The 18,862-nt window shown below is 66.7% G+C and carries 17 protein-coding genes and 1 rRNA gene; 14 read left to right on the top strand and 4 right to left on the bottom strand.

Annotated features, from left to right (window positions below; all coding sequences use genetic code 11):
• Positions 1 to 300: 300 nt before the first annotated feature.
• Entirely contained in the window at positions 301 to 1,479 is a 1,179-nt protein-coding gene (locus LGM42_RS20180) for a branched-chain amino acid ABC transporter substrate-binding protein (protein ID WP_060314605.1), read from the bottom strand.
• Between the two features lie 576 nt (positions 1,480 to 2,055).
• Between LGM42_RS20180 and LGM42_RS20175 the strand changes: the two genes are divergently transcribed.
• Positions 2,056 to 2,850, top strand: coding sequence for an AraC family transcriptional regulator (locus tag LGM42_RS20175; RefSeq protein ID WP_059582127.1), 795 nt, complete (start codon positions 2,056 to 2,058; stop codon positions 2,848 to 2,850).
• A gap of 84 nt (positions 2,851 to 2,934) precedes the next feature.
• Here LGM42_RS20175 and LGM42_RS20170 read toward each other — a convergent pair whose 3' ends face one another.
• Positions 2,935 to 3,198, bottom strand: coding sequence for a hypothetical protein (locus tag LGM42_RS20170; protein WP_006489463.1), 264 nt, complete (start codon positions 3,196 to 3,198; stop codon positions 2,935 to 2,937).
• A 298-nt stretch (positions 3,199 to 3,496) separates the two neighbouring features.
• Here LGM42_RS20170 and LGM42_RS20165 point away from each other — a divergent pair, with 298 nt between their 5' ends.
• The gene (locus tag LGM42_RS20165; protein ID WP_226233012.1) at positions 3,497 to 3,655 is read left to right on the top strand and encodes a type II toxin-antitoxin system HicA family toxin; all 159 of its coding nucleotides are present in this window, start codon (positions 3,497 to 3,499) and stop codon (positions 3,653 to 3,655) included.
• 159 nt (positions 3,656 to 3,814) lie between these two features.
• Complete coding sequence (locus LGM42_RS20160) at positions 3,815 to 4,231, top strand: type II toxin-antitoxin system HicB family antitoxin (protein ID WP_081083294.1); 417 nt, start codon at positions 3,815 to 3,817, stop codon at positions 4,229 to 4,231.
• 190 nt (positions 4,232 to 4,421) lie between these two features.
• On the opposite strand, the gene LGM42_RS20155 is transcribed toward LGM42_RS20160, so the two are convergent.
• A complete protein-coding gene (locus LGM42_RS20155; RefSeq protein ID WP_124860296.1) occupies positions 4,422 to 6,314 on the bottom strand; it encodes a bifunctional sugar phosphate isomerase/epimerase/4-hydroxyphenylpyruvate dioxygenase family protein in 1,893 nt (630 codons plus the stop codon).
• A gap of 257 nt (positions 6,315 to 6,571) precedes the next feature.
• Between LGM42_RS20155 and aroQ the strand changes: the two genes are divergently transcribed.
• Genes aroQ through LGM42_RS20140 form a run of 3 tightly spaced genes read left to right on the top strand, consistent with a single transcriptional unit; the run spans position 6,572 to position 9,273 of the window.
• Complete coding sequence (gene aroQ / locus LGM42_RS20150) at positions 6,572 to 7,027, top strand: type II 3-dehydroquinate dehydratase (protein WP_059641647.1); 456 nt, start codon at positions 6,572 to 6,574, stop codon at positions 7,025 to 7,027.
• Positions 7,024 to 7,893 (top strand): shikimate dehydrogenase, encoded by an 870-nt coding sequence (locus tag LGM42_RS20145; RefSeq protein WP_226233011.1) that lies wholly within the window; start codon positions 7,024 to 7,026, stop codon positions 7,891 to 7,893. Before aroQ ends, LGM42_RS20145 begins: the two co-directional genes overlap by 4 nt.
• 36 nt (positions 7,894 to 7,929) lie before the next feature.
• On the top strand, positions 7,930 to 9,273 hold the full coding sequence (locus LGM42_RS20140; protein WP_059582138.1) for an MFS transporter: 1,344 nt from the start codon (positions 7,930 to 7,932) through the stop codon (positions 9,271 to 9,273).
• Positions 9,274 to 9,375: 102 nt separating this feature from the next.
• On the opposite strand, the gene LGM42_RS20135 is transcribed toward LGM42_RS20140, so the two are convergent.
• Entirely contained in the window at positions 9,376 to 10,485 is a 1,110-nt protein-coding gene (locus LGM42_RS20135; RefSeq protein ID WP_226233010.1) for a 2-aminoethylphosphonate--pyruvate transaminase, read from the bottom strand.
• 261 nt (positions 10,486 to 10,746) lie between these two features.
• Here LGM42_RS20135 and phnS point away from each other — a divergent pair, with 261 nt between their 5' ends.
• From phnS to LGM42_RS20095, 8 genes are all read left to right on the top strand, one after another.
• On the top strand, positions 10,747 to 11,838 hold the full coding sequence (phnS, locus tag LGM42_RS20130; RefSeq protein WP_226233009.1) for a 2-aminoethylphosphonate ABC transporter substrate-binding protein: 1,092 nt from the start codon (positions 10,747 to 10,749) through the stop codon (positions 11,836 to 11,838).
• A 34-nt stretch (positions 11,839 to 11,872) separates the two neighbouring features.
• Entirely contained in the window at positions 11,873 to 12,976 is a 1,104-nt protein-coding gene (gene phnT / locus LGM42_RS20125; RefSeq protein WP_060968312.1) for a 2-aminoethylphosphonate ABC transport system ATP-binding subunit PhnT, read from the top strand.
• Complete coding sequence (gene phnU / locus LGM42_RS20120) at positions 12,954 to 13,874, top strand: 2-aminoethylphosphonate ABC transporter permease subunit (RefSeq protein ID WP_226233008.1); 921 nt, start codon at positions 12,954 to 12,956, stop codon at positions 13,872 to 13,874. The genes phnT and phnU overlap by 23 nt, the downstream gene beginning before the upstream one ends.
• Positions 13,864 to 14,724, top strand: coding sequence for a 2-aminoethylphosphonate ABC transport system, membrane component PhnV (gene phnV / locus LGM42_RS20115; RefSeq protein ID WP_226233007.1), 861 nt, complete (start codon positions 13,864 to 13,866; stop codon positions 14,722 to 14,724). Before phnU ends, phnV begins: the two co-directional genes overlap by 11 nt.
• Positions 14,721 to 16,031, top strand: a complete 1,311-nt coding sequence (phnA, locus tag LGM42_RS20110; protein WP_226233006.1) for a phosphonoacetate hydrolase — start codon at positions 14,721 to 14,723, stop codon at positions 16,029 to 16,031. Before phnV ends, phnA begins: the two co-directional genes overlap by 4 nt.
• Positions 16,028 to 17,482 carry a phosphonoacetaldehyde dehydrogenase gene (phnY, locus tag LGM42_RS20105; RefSeq protein ID WP_226233005.1) on the top strand — a complete coding sequence of 485 codons (1,455 nt, stop codon included), beginning with the start codon at positions 16,028 to 16,030 and terminating at the stop codon, positions 17,480 to 17,482. The genes phnA and phnY overlap by 4 nt, the downstream gene beginning before the upstream one ends.
• Before the next feature lie 4 nt (positions 17,483 to 17,486).
• Complete coding sequence (locus LGM42_RS20100; RefSeq protein ID WP_059582157.1) at positions 17,487 to 18,041, top strand: phosphonate degradation HD-domain oxygenase; 555 nt, start codon at positions 17,487 to 17,489, stop codon at positions 18,039 to 18,041.
• 509 nt (positions 18,042 to 18,550) lie between these two features.
• Positions 18,551 to 18,862: ribosomal RNA gene (locus LGM42_RS20095) — 16S ribosomal RNA — on the top strand; the annotation flags it as partial.

Here is an 18,862-nt window from a genome sequence, read left to right as displayed (position 1 = left end):
TTCGAATGTAGTTGTGGGTGCTGCGTCTCCAGGGCCCGCTTTTCGGCATGGACTGGCAAGGCGCGGCTTGCGTCGTCGACGCGTGCCGCGTGCCGGGTGAGGCGCGAAACACGTGCCGCCGCACCAGGATGGGGCGCGGCGCGGACGAAGCGTCAAAGCGGGTGGGGGGATTCTACAGGAGCGCGAAATGCCTGCGCGCGGGCGTGCGCCGGGAACGGCTTCGGACCATGCAGCCGAAGCGCGCGCGGCGCGGGCGGCCGGTGAGCCGCTGGCGCGCCGCGCGGGGCAGGGCCTCGCTGGTCAGTTGCCGGCGATCGTATCGACCGGCTTGAACGCGCCGCGCTCGACCTTGTAGATCGTCACCGGCGCATCCTTCAGGTCGCCCTTCGCGTCGTACGCGATGCTGGGCGCCGACACGCCCTTGATCGACACCTTGCCGAGATACGGCGTATACACCTTCGGATCGGTCGAGTTCGCGTCCTTCATCGCGGTGAGCAGCGCGATCGTGCCGTCGTACGAGTACGGCGAGTACGTGATCACGTCTTCGTTGAACCGCGCCTTGTAGCGTGCCGCGTAGCCGGAGAAGCCCGGCATCTTTTCCTTCGGCAGCCCGCCCATGTAGACGATCGCGCCTTCGGCCGCGTCGCCGCCGACCTTCAGGAACGTCGGCGAGCGCGACATCTCGCCTGTCACGAACGCCGACTTCATCCCGAGCTGGCGCATCTTGCGGATCATCGGCGACGATTGCGCGTCGCCGCCGCCGTAGAACACCGCGTCCGGATTCACGCCCTTCAGGTTGGTCAGGATCGCCGAGAAATCGAGCGCCTTGTCGTTCGTGAAGTCGCGCTTGACGATCGTGCCGCCCGCCGCTTCCACGGCCTTCGCGAATTCGTCGGCGATGCCCTGGCCGTAGGCCGTGCGGTCGTCGATGATCGCGATGCGCTTGAAGCGCAGCGTCTTCACCGCGTACGTGCCGACGATGCGGCCGGCCTGCGCGTCGCTCGTCAGCAGCCGGTAGGTCGTCTTGTAGCCGCGCGCCGTGTATTGCGGCGACGTCGCCATCGAGATCTGCGGCAGCCCCGCGCGATCGTACAGGTCGGACGCGGGAATGCTCGTGCCGGAGTTGAAGTGGCCGATGATCCCGCGGACGTTGCCGTCGATCAGCCGCTGCGCGACGGTCGTGCCGGTGCGCGGGTCGGCCTGGTCGTCCTGCGAGTCGAGCTGGAACGTGACGGGCTTGCCGCCGATCGTCGGATGCGTCGCGTTGAAATCGGCGATCGCGAGTTGCACGCCCTTCTGCATGTCCGTGCCGTAATTCGACTGCGGGCCGGTCAGCGGCGCGGCGAAACCGATCTTGACGACGTCGGCGGCGACGGCGTGCGCGCCCGACAGTGCGCAGGCAGCGGCCAGCGCGACGTGCGATACCTTCAGCTTCACTTTCACTTCCCCTTGATGGCGTGGTTGGGCCGCCGCCGGCATGCGGGCCGGCGCCGGTAAACCGGGCGAGACGGTTCGGTCCGCAAGCCGATGCGCAGGCCATGCAGGCGTGCCGCCTGCTGCGCAGGCTGTGCCGGAATCGGCGTGCGCGACCGTGGATGCGGCGGGCGTGCATGCCGATTCCGGCAGCGGCGGGAGGTCGTCTCGTGACCGTGAAGCGAAGTCTAGGTAACGAAAATACGTGCGTCTTGCGCGTTCGATGCGTGGCCGGCGACGATATCGGCATATCGTCGATTACCCTGATATATGCCGAAATCGTCATGGCGAATGCGCAAACACGCCAAGACGCGGGTCGCCGGCATTTTTAGGATGACGGATCCGGTGCGTGGCGCCGGCGTGTCGATGCGCTGCGCCGCCTGCGGCGAAGGCGGAACGGTCGCCGGCCCGCACGCCGGGCGCGTTGGTTGCGTGCGCAACCAGCATTGCCCCTCCGATGGAACCTGTCGGGGCGCGCGATGCCGCCGGCCGCCGTCTTGTCCGCCCCGCGTTCGATGCGACGCGATCGAAGGGGCGCTCCTATAATCGACGCCATCTGCCACTCGCTTCGCGGTTGCCGGGATGACGACCTTGCCTGCCGTACCGCCCATGAGCCTGTCCGACACGTTGCGCGACCCGCCTGACAACGCCGATTTCGGCGCGATGCTCGCGCATTTCCGTCTGCTCGAACCGGTGTTCGATGCGCTGCCGGACGTCGCGTTCTTCGTGAAGGATGCGAGCGGCCGCTACGCGCTCGTCAACCGCACGCTGGCGATGCGCTGCGGCTACAAGGACAAGCGCGACCTGCTCGGCAAGACGGCCGACGAGGTGTTTCCGCGCCGCTTCGGCCGCAGCTATTTCGAGCAGGACATGGCGACGATCAATGCCGGCCAGCAGTTGATGGACCAGCTGGAGCTGCACCTGTATCCGGGCCGTCAGCCGGGCTGGTGCCTGACCTGCAAGGAGCCGCTGCGCGACGCCGCGGGCCGGGTGGTGGGCCTCGCGGGCATCTCGCGCGACCTGAAGGCGCACGAGGGATCGCACCCGGCGTACAGCCGGCTCGCCGACGTGGTCCAGCACATCCAGGATCACTACGTGCAGCCACTGAACCTGAAGCAACTCGCGCAGATGGCCGGGATGTCGGTCGCGCAGCTCGAACGCTACTTCCACAAGGTGTTCCATCTGACGCCGCGCCAGGTGCTGCTGAAGACGCGGCTCGACGCGGCCACCGCGCTGCTCGTCACGCACGACAAGGTGACCGACGTCGCCGCGCTATGCGGCTACACGGATCACAGCGCGTTCACGCGCCAGTTCAAGGCGACGGTCGGCGTGACGCCGACGGAATACCGGTTGATGCTGCAGGAGCGGGCGGGGTGACGCCAATCGCCGGCGTGGCCGGCGCGTCGCGGGGATCGGGTGAGGCGGTAAGGCGGGGAAGCGGGAGAGGCTGAAGCCGGCGGCTCAGCGGTAGCCGAGCCCTTTCAGGACGGCCGTGCCGTCTTCGGTCAGGCGGAAGCTCGGGGCCGTATCGGGGTCGAGCTTGACCATTTCGACGAGGCCGGCTTCCTGCAGCGCGGGCAATTCGGGTTTGGCGTTCGCGCCGATCGGTGCGTGCAGCAGCACGAGCAGCGTCGCGATTTCATGATGACTGAGCAGGCGGCGCAGCATCGTCTTCTTTGCAGGGGGCGCGGCCGGGCGGCCCGCGGGTGCTTCTACGGCGCTCATCGCTTTCCTCCTTTTCGAGATAACCATCGGGTACTGGCTGCGGATGGTGCCGTCGAAGACTTAAGCGATTCTTAAAATCGGGGCAGCCAGCGCGATGCTGCACTGCGGTACGGGTTACGGGATGTAACTCCGGTCATCCTCAGAGGCCGCCTCCCGGCGTTTCCGCGCCTTGAACACCCCGCCCAAGCGACGGCCTGTCGCTATACACACAACTACACAAAAATACTTGTGCCCTCCTTGTCCGTGTGTATAATTACACACAAGCACAGCGGAGGAGCCATGAGCAGAGCTTATCCGGATGCTAGAAGAGGACGGCTGGTTTTTGGTAAGAACGAAAGGCAGCCACCACCACTTCAAACACCCCACGAAGCCGGGGCTTGCGACGGTTCCACACCCGAACAAGGACCTGCCAATGGGGACAACAAAGAGCATCCTGAAAACCGCTGGTCTGAAGTGACCGGCGGTTTTTTACCGACCCAACAGGATGCAGGGGAAGGAAGCAGTACTTTTAAAATTGATGCAACCAAGGTCGCTTCACATAAGACGAATGTCAATAAGCGGTACATAAGAGAAGCTAGTGCTACCACGGAAGCAGGACAACAAAGGAATGGCAAACATGGAATTTCCCATCGCAATCCATAAGGACGATGGGACCGTCTACGGAGTGATTGTTCCGGATATACCGGGCGTTCATTCCTGGGGCGAGACCATCGATGATGCAATCAGGAACACAAAAGAAGCAATCGTCTCTCATGTCGAGACCTTAATCGAGCTGGGCGAGGACGTCGCCTTTAATTGCTCGACCATCGAAAATTTGGCAAGCAACCCGGACTACGCAGGGGCTGTGTGGGCTTTCGTGAGCGTTGACTTATCTCAGCTCGACTCGAAGCCTGAGCGTATTAACGTAAGTTTGCCAAGATTTGTACTTCATAAGATTGACGCGTATGTGGCATCCCGTCACGAAACCAGGAGTGGTTTCCTGGCGCGTGCGGCGTTGGAGGCCTTACATGAAGAGCATGCCAAACCTGCATGAAGATGCGCCGTTAATCTTACAAGCCCGCAGAGATGCGGGCTTTTTTATGAGTGTCCCCGGGCCGATCGCGGTGAGCCGCGCGGGCTGATACGCGCCCGTCTCGTTCGCCACGATGGTGCGCGCGGGACGTGCCTCCTTGCTTCAACCGCGGACCACCTCCACTGTCGATGCCCACGATACCCGATTCGCCCTATTTCCTGCGCTGCGCCTGCGCGGCGAGCCGCACGGCCGCATTCGCCGCGCCATAGCCGTCGTACCCGCCGCGCCGCTCGACGATCTCGAGCGAGAAGCGGTTGTCGACCAGTTCCGTATACGCGTGCAGGAATTCGCCGCCGTGCTCGTCGCGGTCGTAGAGCAGGTGGTGCGCGCTCAGCGTGTCGATCAGTTCGTCCGGCAGCGCGTAGCGCGCGGCGAGGTCGTCGTAGTAATTGGCCGGAATGCGCAGGAACGGGACGCCGTCGGCCGCGAACGCGGCGACCGTCTTCACGATGTCGTCGGTGCGGAACGCGACGTGGTTCAGCCCCGTGCCGTGGTAGCGGTCGAGCGATTCGGCGACGGCCGTATGACGGTCGACCGATGCGTTCAGCGCGATCCGCACCGAGCCGTCGGCGCTGCGCACCGCGCGGCTGCGCATCAGCCCGTACGGATCGGGCACGAGCCAACTGCGCTCGGCCTCGAAGCCGAACGCGGTCTTGAAGAACAGGATCCACGTGTCGAGCGCGTCGGCCGGCAGCGCGAGGCACACGTGATCGATGCCCGTCAGCGGGCCGACTTCGGTCGGGCCGTCGATGTCGGTCAGCACGAAGTCCGATTCATACAGCGTCGGCGCATCCGGCGCTTCGTCGACGAAATATTCGAGGCTGCCGTCCGGCGCCTTCACGCTCGGCAGCACGCGCTCGTTCGGCCCGACGCGGCCGGAGAACGGCGCGTAGCCGAAGCCGGCCGCGCGTTCGAACGCCACTTTGGCGTCGTCGACGCGAAACGCCGACGCGCACAGCGACAGCCCGTGCTGCTGGAAGAACGCATCGGCGAACGAGTCGCGCTCGGCATTGAGCACGATCGATGCGGCGCCGTGCTGGAACAGCGTCACGTCCTTCGAGCGATGCCTGCCGGCGAGCCGGAAGCGCATCCGGCCGAGCCATTCGCCGACGGTCGCCGCCGCCTGCGCGTCGACCGCGAATTCGATGAACTGGAACCCGACGTGCGCGGGCGGCGCGGGCGGTGCGAACAGCGGCTGGCTGGCGGCCGGCGCGCGGCCCTCCTGGGCGAGCCGCGCGCGCGTCAGGTCTTCCAGATAGAGCAGCGAGCGATGGCCGTCGGCGGCCGTGAGCGCGGTCGGCGCCGCGCGGAAGCCGTCGTTGAAGATCTCCAGCGACAGCGGCCCTGTATAGCCCGACTCGATCACGCGCGCGGTGAAGCGCGCCAGGTCGAAGTCGCCCTGGCCCGGGAACGAGCGGTAGTGGCGGCTCCATTCGATCACGTCCATCACGAGCTTCGGCGCGTCGGCGATCTGCACGAAGGCGATCCGGTCGCCGGGGATGTCGGCGATCGCGTCCGGCGAATCGTCGAGCGACAGCGTGTGGAAGCTGTCGAGCGCCAGGCCGAGATGCGGGCTGTTCACCGCATTCACGAGCTTCCACGCGTGGCCGTACCGCTTCACGACGCGGCCCCACGCGAGCGCTTCGTACGCGGCCACCACACCGGCCTGCCGCGCGGCTTCGGCGAGCACGCCGAGCTGGTCGACGAGCAACGCGTCGTCGGCGATCGTGTCGGCCGCCACGCTGCTGCAGACGAGGATGCGGTCGGTGCCGAGCGCATGCATCACGTCGAACTTGCGCTTGATGCGGTCGAGATTGCGCGCGAGCTGGGCCGCGCTCACGCCCTCGAAGTCGCGAAACGGCTGGAACAGCACGATGTCGAGGCCCAGATCGGCGGCCATGCGCCGGACATCGGCCGGCGATCCGTCGAAGTAGACGAGGTCGTTTTCGAAGATTTCGACGCCGTCGAAGCCCGCGGCCTGGATGGCGGCGAGTTTCTCGGCGAGCGTGCCGGACAGTGACACGGTGGCGATCGAGCGCTGCATGGGCGATTCCTGCTGATGAGCGGGGTATGGCGCTGCTCGAACCGACCCTGAATGGACCAGTCGTTGAGTTCGGCGCGCGCGCCATATCCCGAATTTACTAGGCTAGTGATGTGTATTGTACAAACTAACTAGATGGTACAAATTAGCGAAAACCCGAAAAGACAGCCCGCTCGCCCGGGCGCACACTAGCGCCAAATTCCGATGTCTTCGGGGCGGCGCCGATCGTGGTCCGCCCCTGTTTCAGGAGCAGAAACACGATGAGCAAGCACAAGGTGCTGGTACTGAACGGCCCGAACCTGAATCTGCTGGGCACGCGCGAGCCGCATATCTACGGCGCGGAAACGCTCGCGGATCTCGAGCAGCGCTGCCGCACGGCGGCGGAAGGGCTCGGGCTCGACATCGACTTTCGCCAGTCGAATGCCGAGCACCAGCTGATCGACTGGCTGCATGCCGCGCGTCACGACACGCACGGCATCGTGATCAACCCTGCCGCCTATACGCATACGTCGGTGGCGCTGGCCGACGCGCTTTCCGCGATCGCGAAGCCGGTGATCGAAGTGCATATCTCGAACGTCCATCGCCGCGAGGCGTTCCGCCACCATTCGTACGTGTCGGCGCTCGCCGAAGCCGTGATCTGCGGCTGCGGCACCGAGGGCTACGTGTTCGCGCTGCAGCGCCTGGCGACGCTGTTCGCGAAGGAAGCCGCACGATGAGCCGCCCGTCGTTTCTGATCGGCCTGATCGGCCAGGGCATCGGCGGTTCGCTGTCGCCCGCGATGCACGAGGAAGAAGGCTTCCGCCAGGGTTTCGGCTACGTGTATCGGCGCCTCGATCTCGACGTGCTCGGCGTGAGCGTCGACGCGCTGCCGCAACTGCTCGATGCCGCGCAGCGGATGGGCTACAACGGGCTGAACATCACGCACCCGTGCAAGCAGCGCGTGATCGAGCACCTCGACGCGCTGTCGGACGACGCGCGCGCGCTCGGCGCGGTGAATACCGTGCTGTTCAAGGACGGCAAGCGGATCGGCCACAACACCGACTGGTCGGGCTTCGCGAAATCGTTTGGCCGCGGGCTGCCCGGCGCGTCGCTCGAACGCGTCGTCCAGCTCGGCGCGGGCGGCGCGGGCGCGGCTGTCGCCCACGCGGCGCTGCAGATGGGCGCGACCGAACTCACGATCTTCGACGTCGACGGCACGCGCGCCACCGCGCTGGCGGCCGAGCTGCAGCAGCGCTTCCCCGCCGCGCAGGTCGTGTCGGGCGGTGCGCCGTCGGGCGGCGCGCTCGCGGCCGCGATGCGCGCCGCGACCGGCCTGATCCACTGCACGCCGACCGGCATGGCCAAGCATCCGGGCCTGCCGCTGCCGGCCGACCTGCTGCACGCGGGCATGTGGGTGGCCGACATCGTGTATTTCCCGCTCGAAACCGAGCTGATCCACGCCGCGCGCGCGGCCGGCTGCGCGACGCTGCCGGGCGGCGGGATGGCCGTGTACCAGGCCGTCGACGCGTTCGAGTTGTTCACCGGGCGCACGCCCGACGCCGAGCGGATGTTCGGTCACTTTCAGTCGCTCGTCGCGCGCTGACCCCTTACAGACACACAAAGAGACCAGGAGACGACCATGCAGCACACCACCCACACGAGCGCCGCGTCGGCGCAGGCGGCCGGCACGGTCCGGCGCACGTCGGCGCGCTACAAGATCCTCGCGCTGCTCGCGATCGGCACGATGATCAACTATCTCGACCGCACCGTGCTGGGCGTGGCTGCGCCGCAGCTCACCAAGGAGCTCGGCATCAATGCGGCCGTGATGGGCATCATGTTCTCCGCGTTTTCGTGGACGTACGTGGCGATGCAGGTGCCCGGCGGCCTGTTCCTCGACCGCTTCGGCAGCAAGATCACCTATTACTGGTCGATGACGCTGTGGTCGCTGTGCACGTTCCTGCAAGGCTTCGTGCCGGGCGTCGCGACGTTGCTCGCGTGCCGCCTCGGTCTCGGCGTGACGGAAGCGCCGTGCTTCCCGACCAATAGCCGCGTCGTCGCGACTTGGTTCCCGCAGAACGAACGCGCGATGGCGACGGGCACGTATACCGTCGGCGAATACATCGGCCTCGCGTTCTTCAGCCCGGTGCTGTTCGCGCTGATGGGCGCGTTCGGCTGGCGCTCGCTGTTCTGGGTCGTGGGTGCGGTCGGCATTGCGTTCGGCTTCGTCTGGTGGAAGTTCTACCACGAGCCGCGCAACCATCCGGGCGCGAACGCGGCGGAACTGGCCTATATCGAGGCGGGCGGCGGTCTCGTTCATGGCGCGCGCAAGAACGGCGACAAGGGCGACAAGCCGGCGCAGGCCAAGTTCAGCTGGTCGATGGTTGGCCAACTGGTGAAGAAGCGCCAGCTCGCGGGCATCTGCCTCGGCCAGTTCGCCGGCAATTCGACGCTCGTGTTCTTCCTGACCTGGTTCCCGACCTATCTGGCCACCGAGCGCCACATGGGCTGGCTGAAGATCGGCTTCTTCGCGGTGATGCCGTTCATCGCCGCGTCGGTCGGCGTGATGTTCGGCGGCATCTTCTCCGACTGGCTGCTGCGCCGCGGCAAGTCCGCGAACCTCGCACGCAAGCTGCCGATCATCGCGGGGCTGCTGCTCGCATCGACGATCATTCTCGCGAACTACGTGCAGAGCAACGAAGCCGTGATCGCAATCATGTCGGTCGCGTTCTTCGCGCAAGGGATGGCCGCGCTCGGCTGGACGCTCGTGTCGGACATCGCGCCGGACGGCCTGCTCGGCGTGACGGGCGGCATCTTCAACTTCGCGGCGAACCTTGCCGGCATCATCACGCCGCTCGTCGTCGGCTTCATCGTCGCGTCGACCGGCTCGTTCGTCGGCGCGCTCGTGTTCATCGGCGTGATCGCGCTGATCGGTGCACTGTCGTACATCTTCGTCGTCGGCGACATCAAGCGGATCGAGCTGTAAGTACAGACTCCCCGCACACTCGGTGCGTTCGCCCGGCGGCCATTCGGCCGCCGGGCTTTTTTGTGTGCGCGCGCCGGCGCGCGGGCCGGCATGCACCCCACTTCATGCGTGCTGCATCGCGATGCCGAGCGATTCGACCGCGGCCGCGATGGCGGCGACCGCGCGCCGGATATCGTTCGCGTCGATCGCGCCGATGCAGCCCACGCGGAACGTCTCGAGCCGCGTGAGCTTGCCCGGATACAGGATGAAGCCCGCGTCGCGCACCGCGTCGTAGAAGCGGCGGAAATCGTAGGCCGGATGGTCGGGCGCGTGAAACGTGACGATCACCGGCGCCTGCACGCTCGCGTCGAGGAACGGCACGAAGCCGAGCGCGCGCATCGATTCGATCAGCGTCCGGCAGTTCTCCGCATAGCGTGCGCCGCGCGCCGGCTGGCCGCCTTCGGCGTGGTACTGGTCGAGCGCGGCACGTAGCGCGGCAATCACGTGCGTCGGCGGCGTGAAGCGCCATTGCCCCGTCTTGCGCAGATACGCGTACTGATCATGGAGATCGAGCGCGAGCGATGGCGAGTTGCCTTCGCTCGCGTCGAGCGCGTCGCGCCGCACGATCGCGAATCCCATTCCCGGCACGCCTTCGAGGCATTTGCCGCTGGCCGAGATCAGCGCGTCGATGCCGCTGCCAGCCAGCGCGATCGGCAGCGCGCCGAACGAACTCATCGCATCGACGATCAGCCGCTTGCCGTGCCGCCGGCACGCGGCCGCGATCGCATCGAGCGGATTCAGGATCCCGGCGCTCGTTTCCAGGTGCACGAGCGCGACGTGCGTGATGCGCGGCTCGCGCGCGAACGCGGCCTCGACGGCTGCCGCGTCGACGGCCGCGTCTTCGCCGAACGGCAACGCGATCGCGTCGATGCCCAGCCTGCCGAGAATCTTCAGAATGCGCGCGCAATACGCGCCGTTGTCGGGCACCAGCACGACACCGTCGCGCGGCACGAGCGTGCCGAGTGCCGCTTCGACCGAGAACGTGCCGCTGCCCTGCATCGGCACGCACACGTACGCGTCGCCGCCGCGCGCGATGGCGACGAGGTCGGCGCAGACGCTGGCTGTCATCTGATTGAAAGCGGCGTCCCACGACCCCCAGTCATGTTGCATTGCGTGGCGTGTTGTGGCGGACGTGGTGAGCGGGCCGGGCGTCAGCAAGATCGGGTCGGGCATGGTTTTTACCTCCAGCAAAGGGCGAAGGAAACGCCGGATGGCGTTTCTGAATGACTTGCATGATAGTGGCAAAATGTGTCATTTTTTGGAAATTGTGGCATTCGTCACGGCTTTGTCATCGAACGCTGTGATCCTTCGGTTGCCGCGCGACACGCAGCCTGAGCGCGGTAGCGCGGCGGGCCGCGAGGCGGCCTGCCCGGAGATAACAGGAGAGCCGGATCGTGCCCCGGCCGTTTGGTGTTCCGCCTACGGAGAAGTGAGATGACACTGCAGAAACCCTCGCGCGCCGCCGCCGGCGCGTTCCGCAAGCTCGCGCTGGCCGCCTGCGCCGCCGGTCTGCTGCAAGGCGCCGCGCTGCCGGCGCATGCGGCAAACGCGGTCGTGCTGTACACGGCGGACGGTCTCGAGAATCTCTATCGCGATGTGCTGCCGGCTTTCGAGAAGAAGGAAGGCGTGAAGGTCAACATCGTGACGGCGGGCAGCGGCGAGGTGGTGAACCGCGCGAACATCGAGAAGAACGCCCCGAAGGCCGACGTGATCGTCACGTTGCCGCCGTTCATCCAGCAGGCCGGCCAGATGGGCCTGTTGCAGCCGTACCAGAGCGTGAACTACAAGAACGTGCCGGCCATCGCGAAGGCCGAGGACGGCACGTGGGCGACGTTCGTGAACAACTACTTCTCGTTCGCGATCAATCCGGACGTCGTGAAAAACCAGCCGAAGACGTTCGCCGACCTGCTCGCGCCGGCCTACGCCGGCAAGGTCGCGTACTCGAACCCGGCCACGGCCGGCGACGGGATGGCCGTGCTGATCCTGACGACGTCGCTGATGGGCGAGGACAAGGCATTCGACTACCTCGCGAAGCTGTCGCAGAGCGTGAAGTTCCACACGAAGGGCACCGGATACCTGAACGTGCTGCTGTCGCGTAACGAGATCAGCGTCGCGAACGGCGATCTGCAGATGGACCTCGACGACGCCGAACACGGCGCGCTGTCCGTCAAGCCGATCTTCCTGGCCGCGAAGGCCGGCGACCAGCCGACCACGTTCCAGCTCCCGTACGGCATCGGCCTGATCAAGAGCGGCCCGAACCAGGATGCCGGCAGGAAGCTGATCGACTATCTGATGTCGACGGAAGTGCAGTCGAAGGTGCCGGACATGTACGGCATCCCGGGCCGCATCGACGTGCCGCTGGCCGGCAAGAACGGCGAAGCGGTCAAGAAGGCGATCGCGGGCGTGAAGCTGATTCCGGTCGACTGGACCCAGGTGATGGCGAAGAAGCCGGAATGGATCGAGCGCTGGAAGAAGGACGTGATCGGCAGCTCGGGCAAGCCGCTCGACGTCGTCAAGCCGAAGTGAGCGGCGCACGCCGCCTGTATCAGCGAGCAAGAGGATGAACCCGGTGGACACCGCCCTGACCCATCCCGGCGCATTCGGCGCCGCCGAACCGCACGCGACGCCGCGGTCCGGCGCGCCGGGCGGCGTGCGGATCGAGCATCTGAGCGTGCGCTACGGCGCACGCACGGTGCTGGACGATCTGTCGCTGTCGATCGGCGCCGGCGAATTTCTGACCGTGCTTGGCAAGAGCGGCTGCGGCAAGACCACGCTGCTGCGCTTCATCGCCGGGTTCGTGAAGGCCGACGGCCTGACCGGCACGCTGACCGTGGCCGGACGCGACCTGACCTATGCGCCGCCGCACAAGCGCAATCTCGGTCTGCTGTTCCAGAATTACGCGCTGTTCCCGCACCTGTCGGTGTTCGAGAACGTCGCATTCGGGCTGCGCGCCCGCGGCATGGCGTCGTCGGAAGTCACGCGCCGCGTCGCCGATGCGCTGAAGCTGGTGCAGCTCGGCGATGCGGGCCACCACCTGCCCGCGCAACTGTCGGGCGGGATGCAGCAGCGCGTCGCGCTGGCGCGCGCGCTCGTAATCGAGCCCGACGTGCTGCTGCTCGACGAGCCGCTGTCGGCGCTCGACGCCAACCTGCGCGCGTCGGTGCGCAGCGAGCTGAAGGCGCTGCACGAGCGCTTGCCGAACCTGACCGTCGTGTGCGTGACGCACGACCGCGACGACGCGCTCGTGCTGTCCGACCGTGCGCTGCTGATGCGCGACGGCCGCATCGCGCAGCTCGGCACGCCGCAGCAGTTGTACGACGCACCGCGCGACGGCTACGTCGCGCGCTATCTCGGCCCGGCAAACCTGTTGCCGCCGCACGTGATCTTCCCGCTCGGCGATCCGCGCCACGAGGTGCGCGACAAGGTCGCGTGCGTGCGCCCCGAGCGCCTGACCGTGATACCGCCCGCCGCCGGTGGCCTGCATGGCACGGTGTCGTCGGTCGAATGGCAGGGCGCGGACCTGTCGATCGCGGTCGTGATCGACGCGGCGCCCGACGAGCCCGTGCGCGTGACGATGCAACGCGGCCGCGGTGCGGCTCCCGAGCGCGGTGCGCGCGTTTCCCTGCATTGCGAGGCAGACGATGTCGTCCTTATCGAGCCCTGAAGCCGGCCTGCCGCCGCACGTGCTCGCGTCGGCCGCCGCGCACGCCGCCGCCGCGCGGCGCCGCAGGCGCATCGGCGACCTGCACCTGGCTGTGCTGGCGATCGTCGTGCTGGGCCCGCTCGTCGTCTATCCGCTGGTGCGGCTCGTGCTGCTGAGCGTGTCGGGCGACCACGGGCTGAGTCTTGCCGCGTACCGGACCTTCTTCGGCAATCCCGACACGCGCAACGTGCTGCTGACGACGCTGGGCGTGCTGTTCGCGAGCGCCAGCACCGCGTCGGTGCTTGGCGTGCTGCTGGCCGCGCTGCTGTTCTTCAGGCCGTTCCCGGGCGCGTCGCTCGTCACGCGCTTCCTTGAGCTGTACGTCGCGTTTCCGTCGTTTCTCGTCGCGTTCACGCTGATCTTCCTGTACGGCTCGCAAGGCTCGATCGGCATCGCGCTGCAACGTCTGTTCCATCTCGAGAATCCGCCGCTGGACTTCCTGTTCGGCATAGGCGGCGTGATCCTCGCGCAGACCGTGTTCTACACGCCGTTCGTCGTGCGGCCGACGCTCGCGTCGTTCGCGACGCTCGACCTGCGGCTGATCGAAGCCGCGCGCAGCCTCGGCGCGCCCGGCTGGATGCTCGCGCGCCGCGTCGTGCTGCCGATCGCGTGGCCGGGCATCGCCGCCGGCACCGTGCTGTGCTTCCTGCTGACGCTGAACGAGTTCGGCATCCTGCTCGTGCTCGGCAGCGCGCGGCTCGTCACGCTGCCGGTCTCGATCTACAGCAGCGCGACCGTCGATCTCGACCTGCCGACCGCGTCGGCCGGCGCGGTCGTGATGTTGTCGCTGTCGCTGGCGCTGTATGCGGTTTATCGCCGGGTGAACCGGCGTGCGACGGGAGGGAACGATGTCCGCTGAATTTCGTATCGGGCAGGCCGTGCCGCGTCACCGGATCGGCTGGACCGACGCGCTGCTCGCGCATGCGTCGCGCGCCGCGCTCGCGCTGGCCGCGTTCGCGTGCTTCTGGCTGTTCGTGCTGCCGGTGATCGTCGTCGCGCTGTCGAGCGTGTCGACGCAGTGGTCGGGCACGATCCTGCCGGCCGGCTACAGCCTGCGCTGGTTCGAGCGGCTCGGGTCGCAGGAATACGACGCGCTGCTGACGAGCCTCGAAATCGGCTTCGGCGTCTCGGCGCTTGGCACGGTCCTCGGGTTGTGGCTGGCGCTCGCGCTCGAAGGGCGCGACCGGCGCGGCCTCGGCGCGGTCGTCGACGCACTCGTGATGGTGCCGAACGGCGTGCCGAGCGTCGTGCTCGGGCTCGCGGTGCTGATCGCGTATCACCAGAAGCCGCTCGACCTGTCGAGTTCGGCGGCGATCGTCGTGCTGGTGCAGCTCGCGCTGGTTCTGCCGTTCTGCTATCGCTGCGCGGCCGCCGCGCTGCGTCCGGAGCTGACCGTGCTGCGCGAAGCCGCGGCGAGCCTCGGTGCGCCGCCCGCGATGGTGCTGCGCCGCGTGCTGCTGCCGCAACTCGTGCCGGCGCTGCGCGCGAGCCTCGCGCTCGGCTTTGCGCTGTCGCTCGGCGAGCTCGGTGCGACGCTGACCGTGTATCCGCCCGGCTTCGCGACCGTGCCGATCGTCGTGATCGGCCAGGTGGAGCGCGGCTATTACCTGCCGGCGTCCGCGCTGTCGCTGCTGATGCTCGGCGCGTCGCTCGCGGCGCTGCTGCTGATCGCCGCGCGCGTGCCGCGCGGCAAGCGGGCGGCATCGTGAACGCCGCATTCGCTTTGCGGCGCCTCGGCGAGCAACTGGCCGCCGGCAATGGGTCGGCGAATCTCGCGGGACGCTCGATCGACGTCAATGGCCGACGCTACCGGCTGCCGGTCGAGCCGACCGTCGTCGTCTGTGTCGACGGCTGCGAATACGACTATCTCGAACGCGCGGTGGAAGCGGGCGTCGCGCCGTTCATCGCCCGGATGATCGCGGAAGGCACCGCGTGGCGCGCCGATTGCGTCGTGCCGACCTTCACCAACCCGAACAACCTGTCGATCGTCTGCGGCGTGCCGCCGTCGGTCCACGGCATCTGCGGCAACTATTTCTGGGATCCTGCCGCCGACGGCGGGCGCGGCGCCGAAGTCATGATGAACGACCCGGCCTACCTGCGCGCCGGCACGCTGCTCGCGGCGGCGTCCGACGCCGGCGCGCGGGTGGCCGTCGTGACCGCGAAGGACAAGCTGCGCCGGCTGCTCGGCTGGCAACTGAACGGCGTCTGCTTTTCGGCCGAGAAGGCCGCGCAGGCTAATCTCACGGAAAACGGGATCGTCGACGTGCTCGACTGGGTCGGCCTGCCGTCGCCGGATGTATACAGCGCGGCGTTGTCCGAATTCGTGTTCGCGGCCGGCGTGCGGCTCGCGCAGACGCGCCAGGTCGACCTGATGTACCTGTCCACCACCGACTACGTGCAGCACAAATGCGAGCCGGGCAGTGCCGGCGCGAACGCGTTCTACGCGATGATGGACGGCTATCTCGCGCAGCTCGACGCGCTCGGCTGGGCGATCGGGCTCACGGCCGACCACGGGATGAACGCGAAGCACGATCCGGCGACGGGGCGGCCGAACGTGATCTATCTGCAGGACGCTTTCGACGGCTGGTACGGCACGCAGGCTGCGCGCGTGATCCTGCCGATTACCGATCCGTACGTCGTCCATCACGGCGCGCTCGGTTCGTTTGCGACGATCTACCTGGCGCCGGGCGTCGACCGGGCCGAGGCGATGTGGCGTGTCGGCGGCCTCGACGGCGTCGAGCTCGTGCTCGACAACGCGGAAGCCGCGGCACGTTTCGAACTGCCGGCCGACCGGATCGGCGATCTCGTCGTGATCGGCCGTCGCGACATGACGCTCGGCACGCGCGAGCGCGAACACGATCTGTCGGGCCTCACGGTGCCGTTGCGTTCGCATGGCGGCGTGTCCGAGCAGGAGGTACCGCTGCTGTTCAATCGCCGCATCGAGCGGGACGACCCTGCCCGCCGCCCGCGCAACTTCGACGTGTTCGATTTCGTGTTGAACCGGATCGCGACATGATGGCTCATCCCCGGCAAGACCACCCGGCGTTCCTCGCCGAGGCGCTGCGGTGGTGCGGCACGCGCGCGCCGCGCGCCCGTGTGTTCGACGTCACCGATCCGTACACCGGCACGCGTGTCGGTACGGCGCCGCTGGCGAGCGTCGACGACGTGCGCGCCGCGTTCGATTACGCGATGGCGTACCGGCCGGCGCTGACGCGTTACGAACGTTCGCAGATCCTCGAGCGCGCGGCCGCGCTGCTGCGCGAACGTGCGGACGAAGCGTCCGACCTGATCACGCTCGAGTCGGGATTGTCGAAACAGGATTCTCGCTACGAGATCGGCCGTGTCGCCGACGTGCTGAAGTTCGCCGCGGTCGAGGCGCTGCGCGACGACGCGCAGAGTTTTTCGTGCGACCTGACGCCCCACGGCAAGGCGCGGCGCGTGTTCTCGCAGCGCCAGCCGCTCGACGGCGTGATCGTCGCGATCACGCCGTTCAATCATCCGATGAACCAGGTCGCGCACAAGATCGCGCCGGCGATCGCGACCAACAACCGCGTGATCGTGAAGCCGTCGGAGAAGGTGCCGCTGTCGGCGTTCTATCTGGCCGATCTGCTGTACGAAGCCGGGCTGCCGGAGCCGATGCTGCAGGTGCTGACCGGCAACCCGGCCGAAATCGCGGACGAGCTCGTCACGCATCCGCGTGCGTCGCTGATCACGTTCACGGGCGGCGTCGCGATCGGCAAGGCGATTGCCGCGCGGGCCGGCTACCGGCGCATCGTGCTGGAGCTGGGCGGCAACGATCCGCTGATCGTCCTCGCCGATGCCGATCTCGACCGCGCGGCGTCGCTTGCGGTGTGCGGGTCGTACCGGAATTCGGGCCAGCGATGTACGGCCGTCAAGCGGATACTGGTGCAGCGCTCGATCGCGCCAGCGTTCACCGAATTGCTCGTCGAGAAGACACGTGCATGGAAACACGGCGATCCGTTCGATCCCGCGAACGAAATGGGCACCGTGATCGACGAAGCGGCGGCGCGGCTGTTCGAGGCGCGCGTCAACGAGGCGGTGGCGCAGGGTGCGCGCCTGCTGACGGGCAACGTGCGGCGCGGCGCGCTGTACGCGCCGACCGTGCTCGACAACGTCGATCCGTCGATGACGATCGTGCGCGAGGAGACGTTCGGGCCCGTGTCGCCCGTCATCGCGTTCGACACGATCGACGACGCGATCCGGATCAGCAACGGCACGGCGTTCGGGCTGTCGTCGGGTGTCTGTACGGACAGCACGGCGGCCGTCGTGCGGTTCGTGAACGAGCTGAAAGTCGGCACGGTGAACGTGTGGGAAGTGCCGGGATACCGGATCGAACTGTCGCCGTTCGGCGGGATCAAGGATTCGGGGCTCGGGTACAAGGAGGGCGTCCAGGAGGCGATGAAGAGCTTCACGAACCTGAAGACGTTCTCGCTGCCTTGGGAGTAAACGAATGGCGCTGACGATGGACGAGATTCACGCGCTGTATCGCGAGCATGGCCATGTGGCCTATAGCGGCGAACCGGTCACGCAGCTCGAACATGCATTGCAGAGCGGATTGCTCGCGGAGGAGTCCGGGGCCGACGAAGCGCTGGTCGCGGCGGCGTTCCTGCACGATCTCGGCCATCTGCTGAATCGCCAGGGCGAGACGCCGAGCGCGCGCGGGATAGACGATCTGCACCAGTATTACGTGCTGCCGTTCCTGCGGCCGCTGTTTTCCGACGCGGTGCTGGAACCGATCCGGCTGCACGTCGACGCGAAGCGCTGCCTGTGCCGCACGGACGCCGGCTACTTCGAGAGCCTGTCGCCGGACTCGGTGCGCAGCCTGGCGTTGCAGGGCGGCATTTTCAGCGACGACGAGGCGGCGGCGTTTCTGCAGCGCCCGTACGCGGAGGACGCGCTGCGCCTGCGCCGCTGGGACGATACGGCGAAGAAGCAAGGCAAGATGACGCCGGATCTCGATCACTATATGGAGATCGTCGCACGCCAGATGCGCGCGGCCTTCTGACGGGGCCGGTTGCTTCCATATTTAAGGGGCCGCACGCGGGAGCGTGCGGCCCCTTAAATTTTTTGCGAAATCCCTTGCGCGAATGCCGCGAGCTGCTTAGAATCACGCCTCTTTCGCGCTAACGGAAACGCGGCGCGGGAGGAAGGGAAGCGGTGCTGTTGGGGTTCGGTGGTAACGAGCCTCGGCGGCGCAGGAAGATGGGCCCCGCAGTCGCAACGAAGTCGTTCAGAAAGTTGTTGACGAGCTGCGAAACACGGTTCATAATCTCGCTTCTCTGCTGCTGAAAACGCAGCGCTGCCGAGGGGTCTCAGGTTCCTCGCAGAAACGCTCTTTAAAAATTAACAGCCGATAAGTGTGGGCGCTTGATGAAAGCGAGCTGATCCTCGGATCAGATAGCGAAAGTATCAAGAGTCTCACACTAAAGTAAGTCAGGTTTATGAAGTGATTCATATTCCTGTCAGCTTTGAGTGAGCGACCGGTTCTACGGAACCGAAAACAGTAACAGGTTTGAACTGAAGAGTTTGATCCTGGCTCAGATTGAACGCTGGCGGCATGCCTTACACATGCAAGTCGAACGGCAGCACGGGTGCTTGCACCTGGTGGCGAGTGGCGAACGGGTGAGTAATACATCGGAACATGTCCTGTAGTGGGGGATAGCCCGGCGAAAGCCGGATTAATACCGCATACGATCCATGGATGAAAGCGGGGGACCTTCGGGCCTCGCGCTATAGGGTTGGCCGATGGCTGATTAGCTAGTTGGTGGGGTAAAGGCCTACCAAGGCGACGATCAGTAGCTGGTCTGAGAGGACGACCAGCCACAC

The organism is Burkholderia sp. AU39826, from assembly GCF_020419965.1.
Lineage (GTDB): Bacteria > Pseudomonadota > Gammaproteobacteria > Burkholderiales > Burkholderiaceae > Burkholderia > Burkholderia semiarida.
The sequence above is the reverse complement of the archived record's forward strand: the minus strand, read 5'-3'. Positions and strand labels throughout refer to the sequence as shown.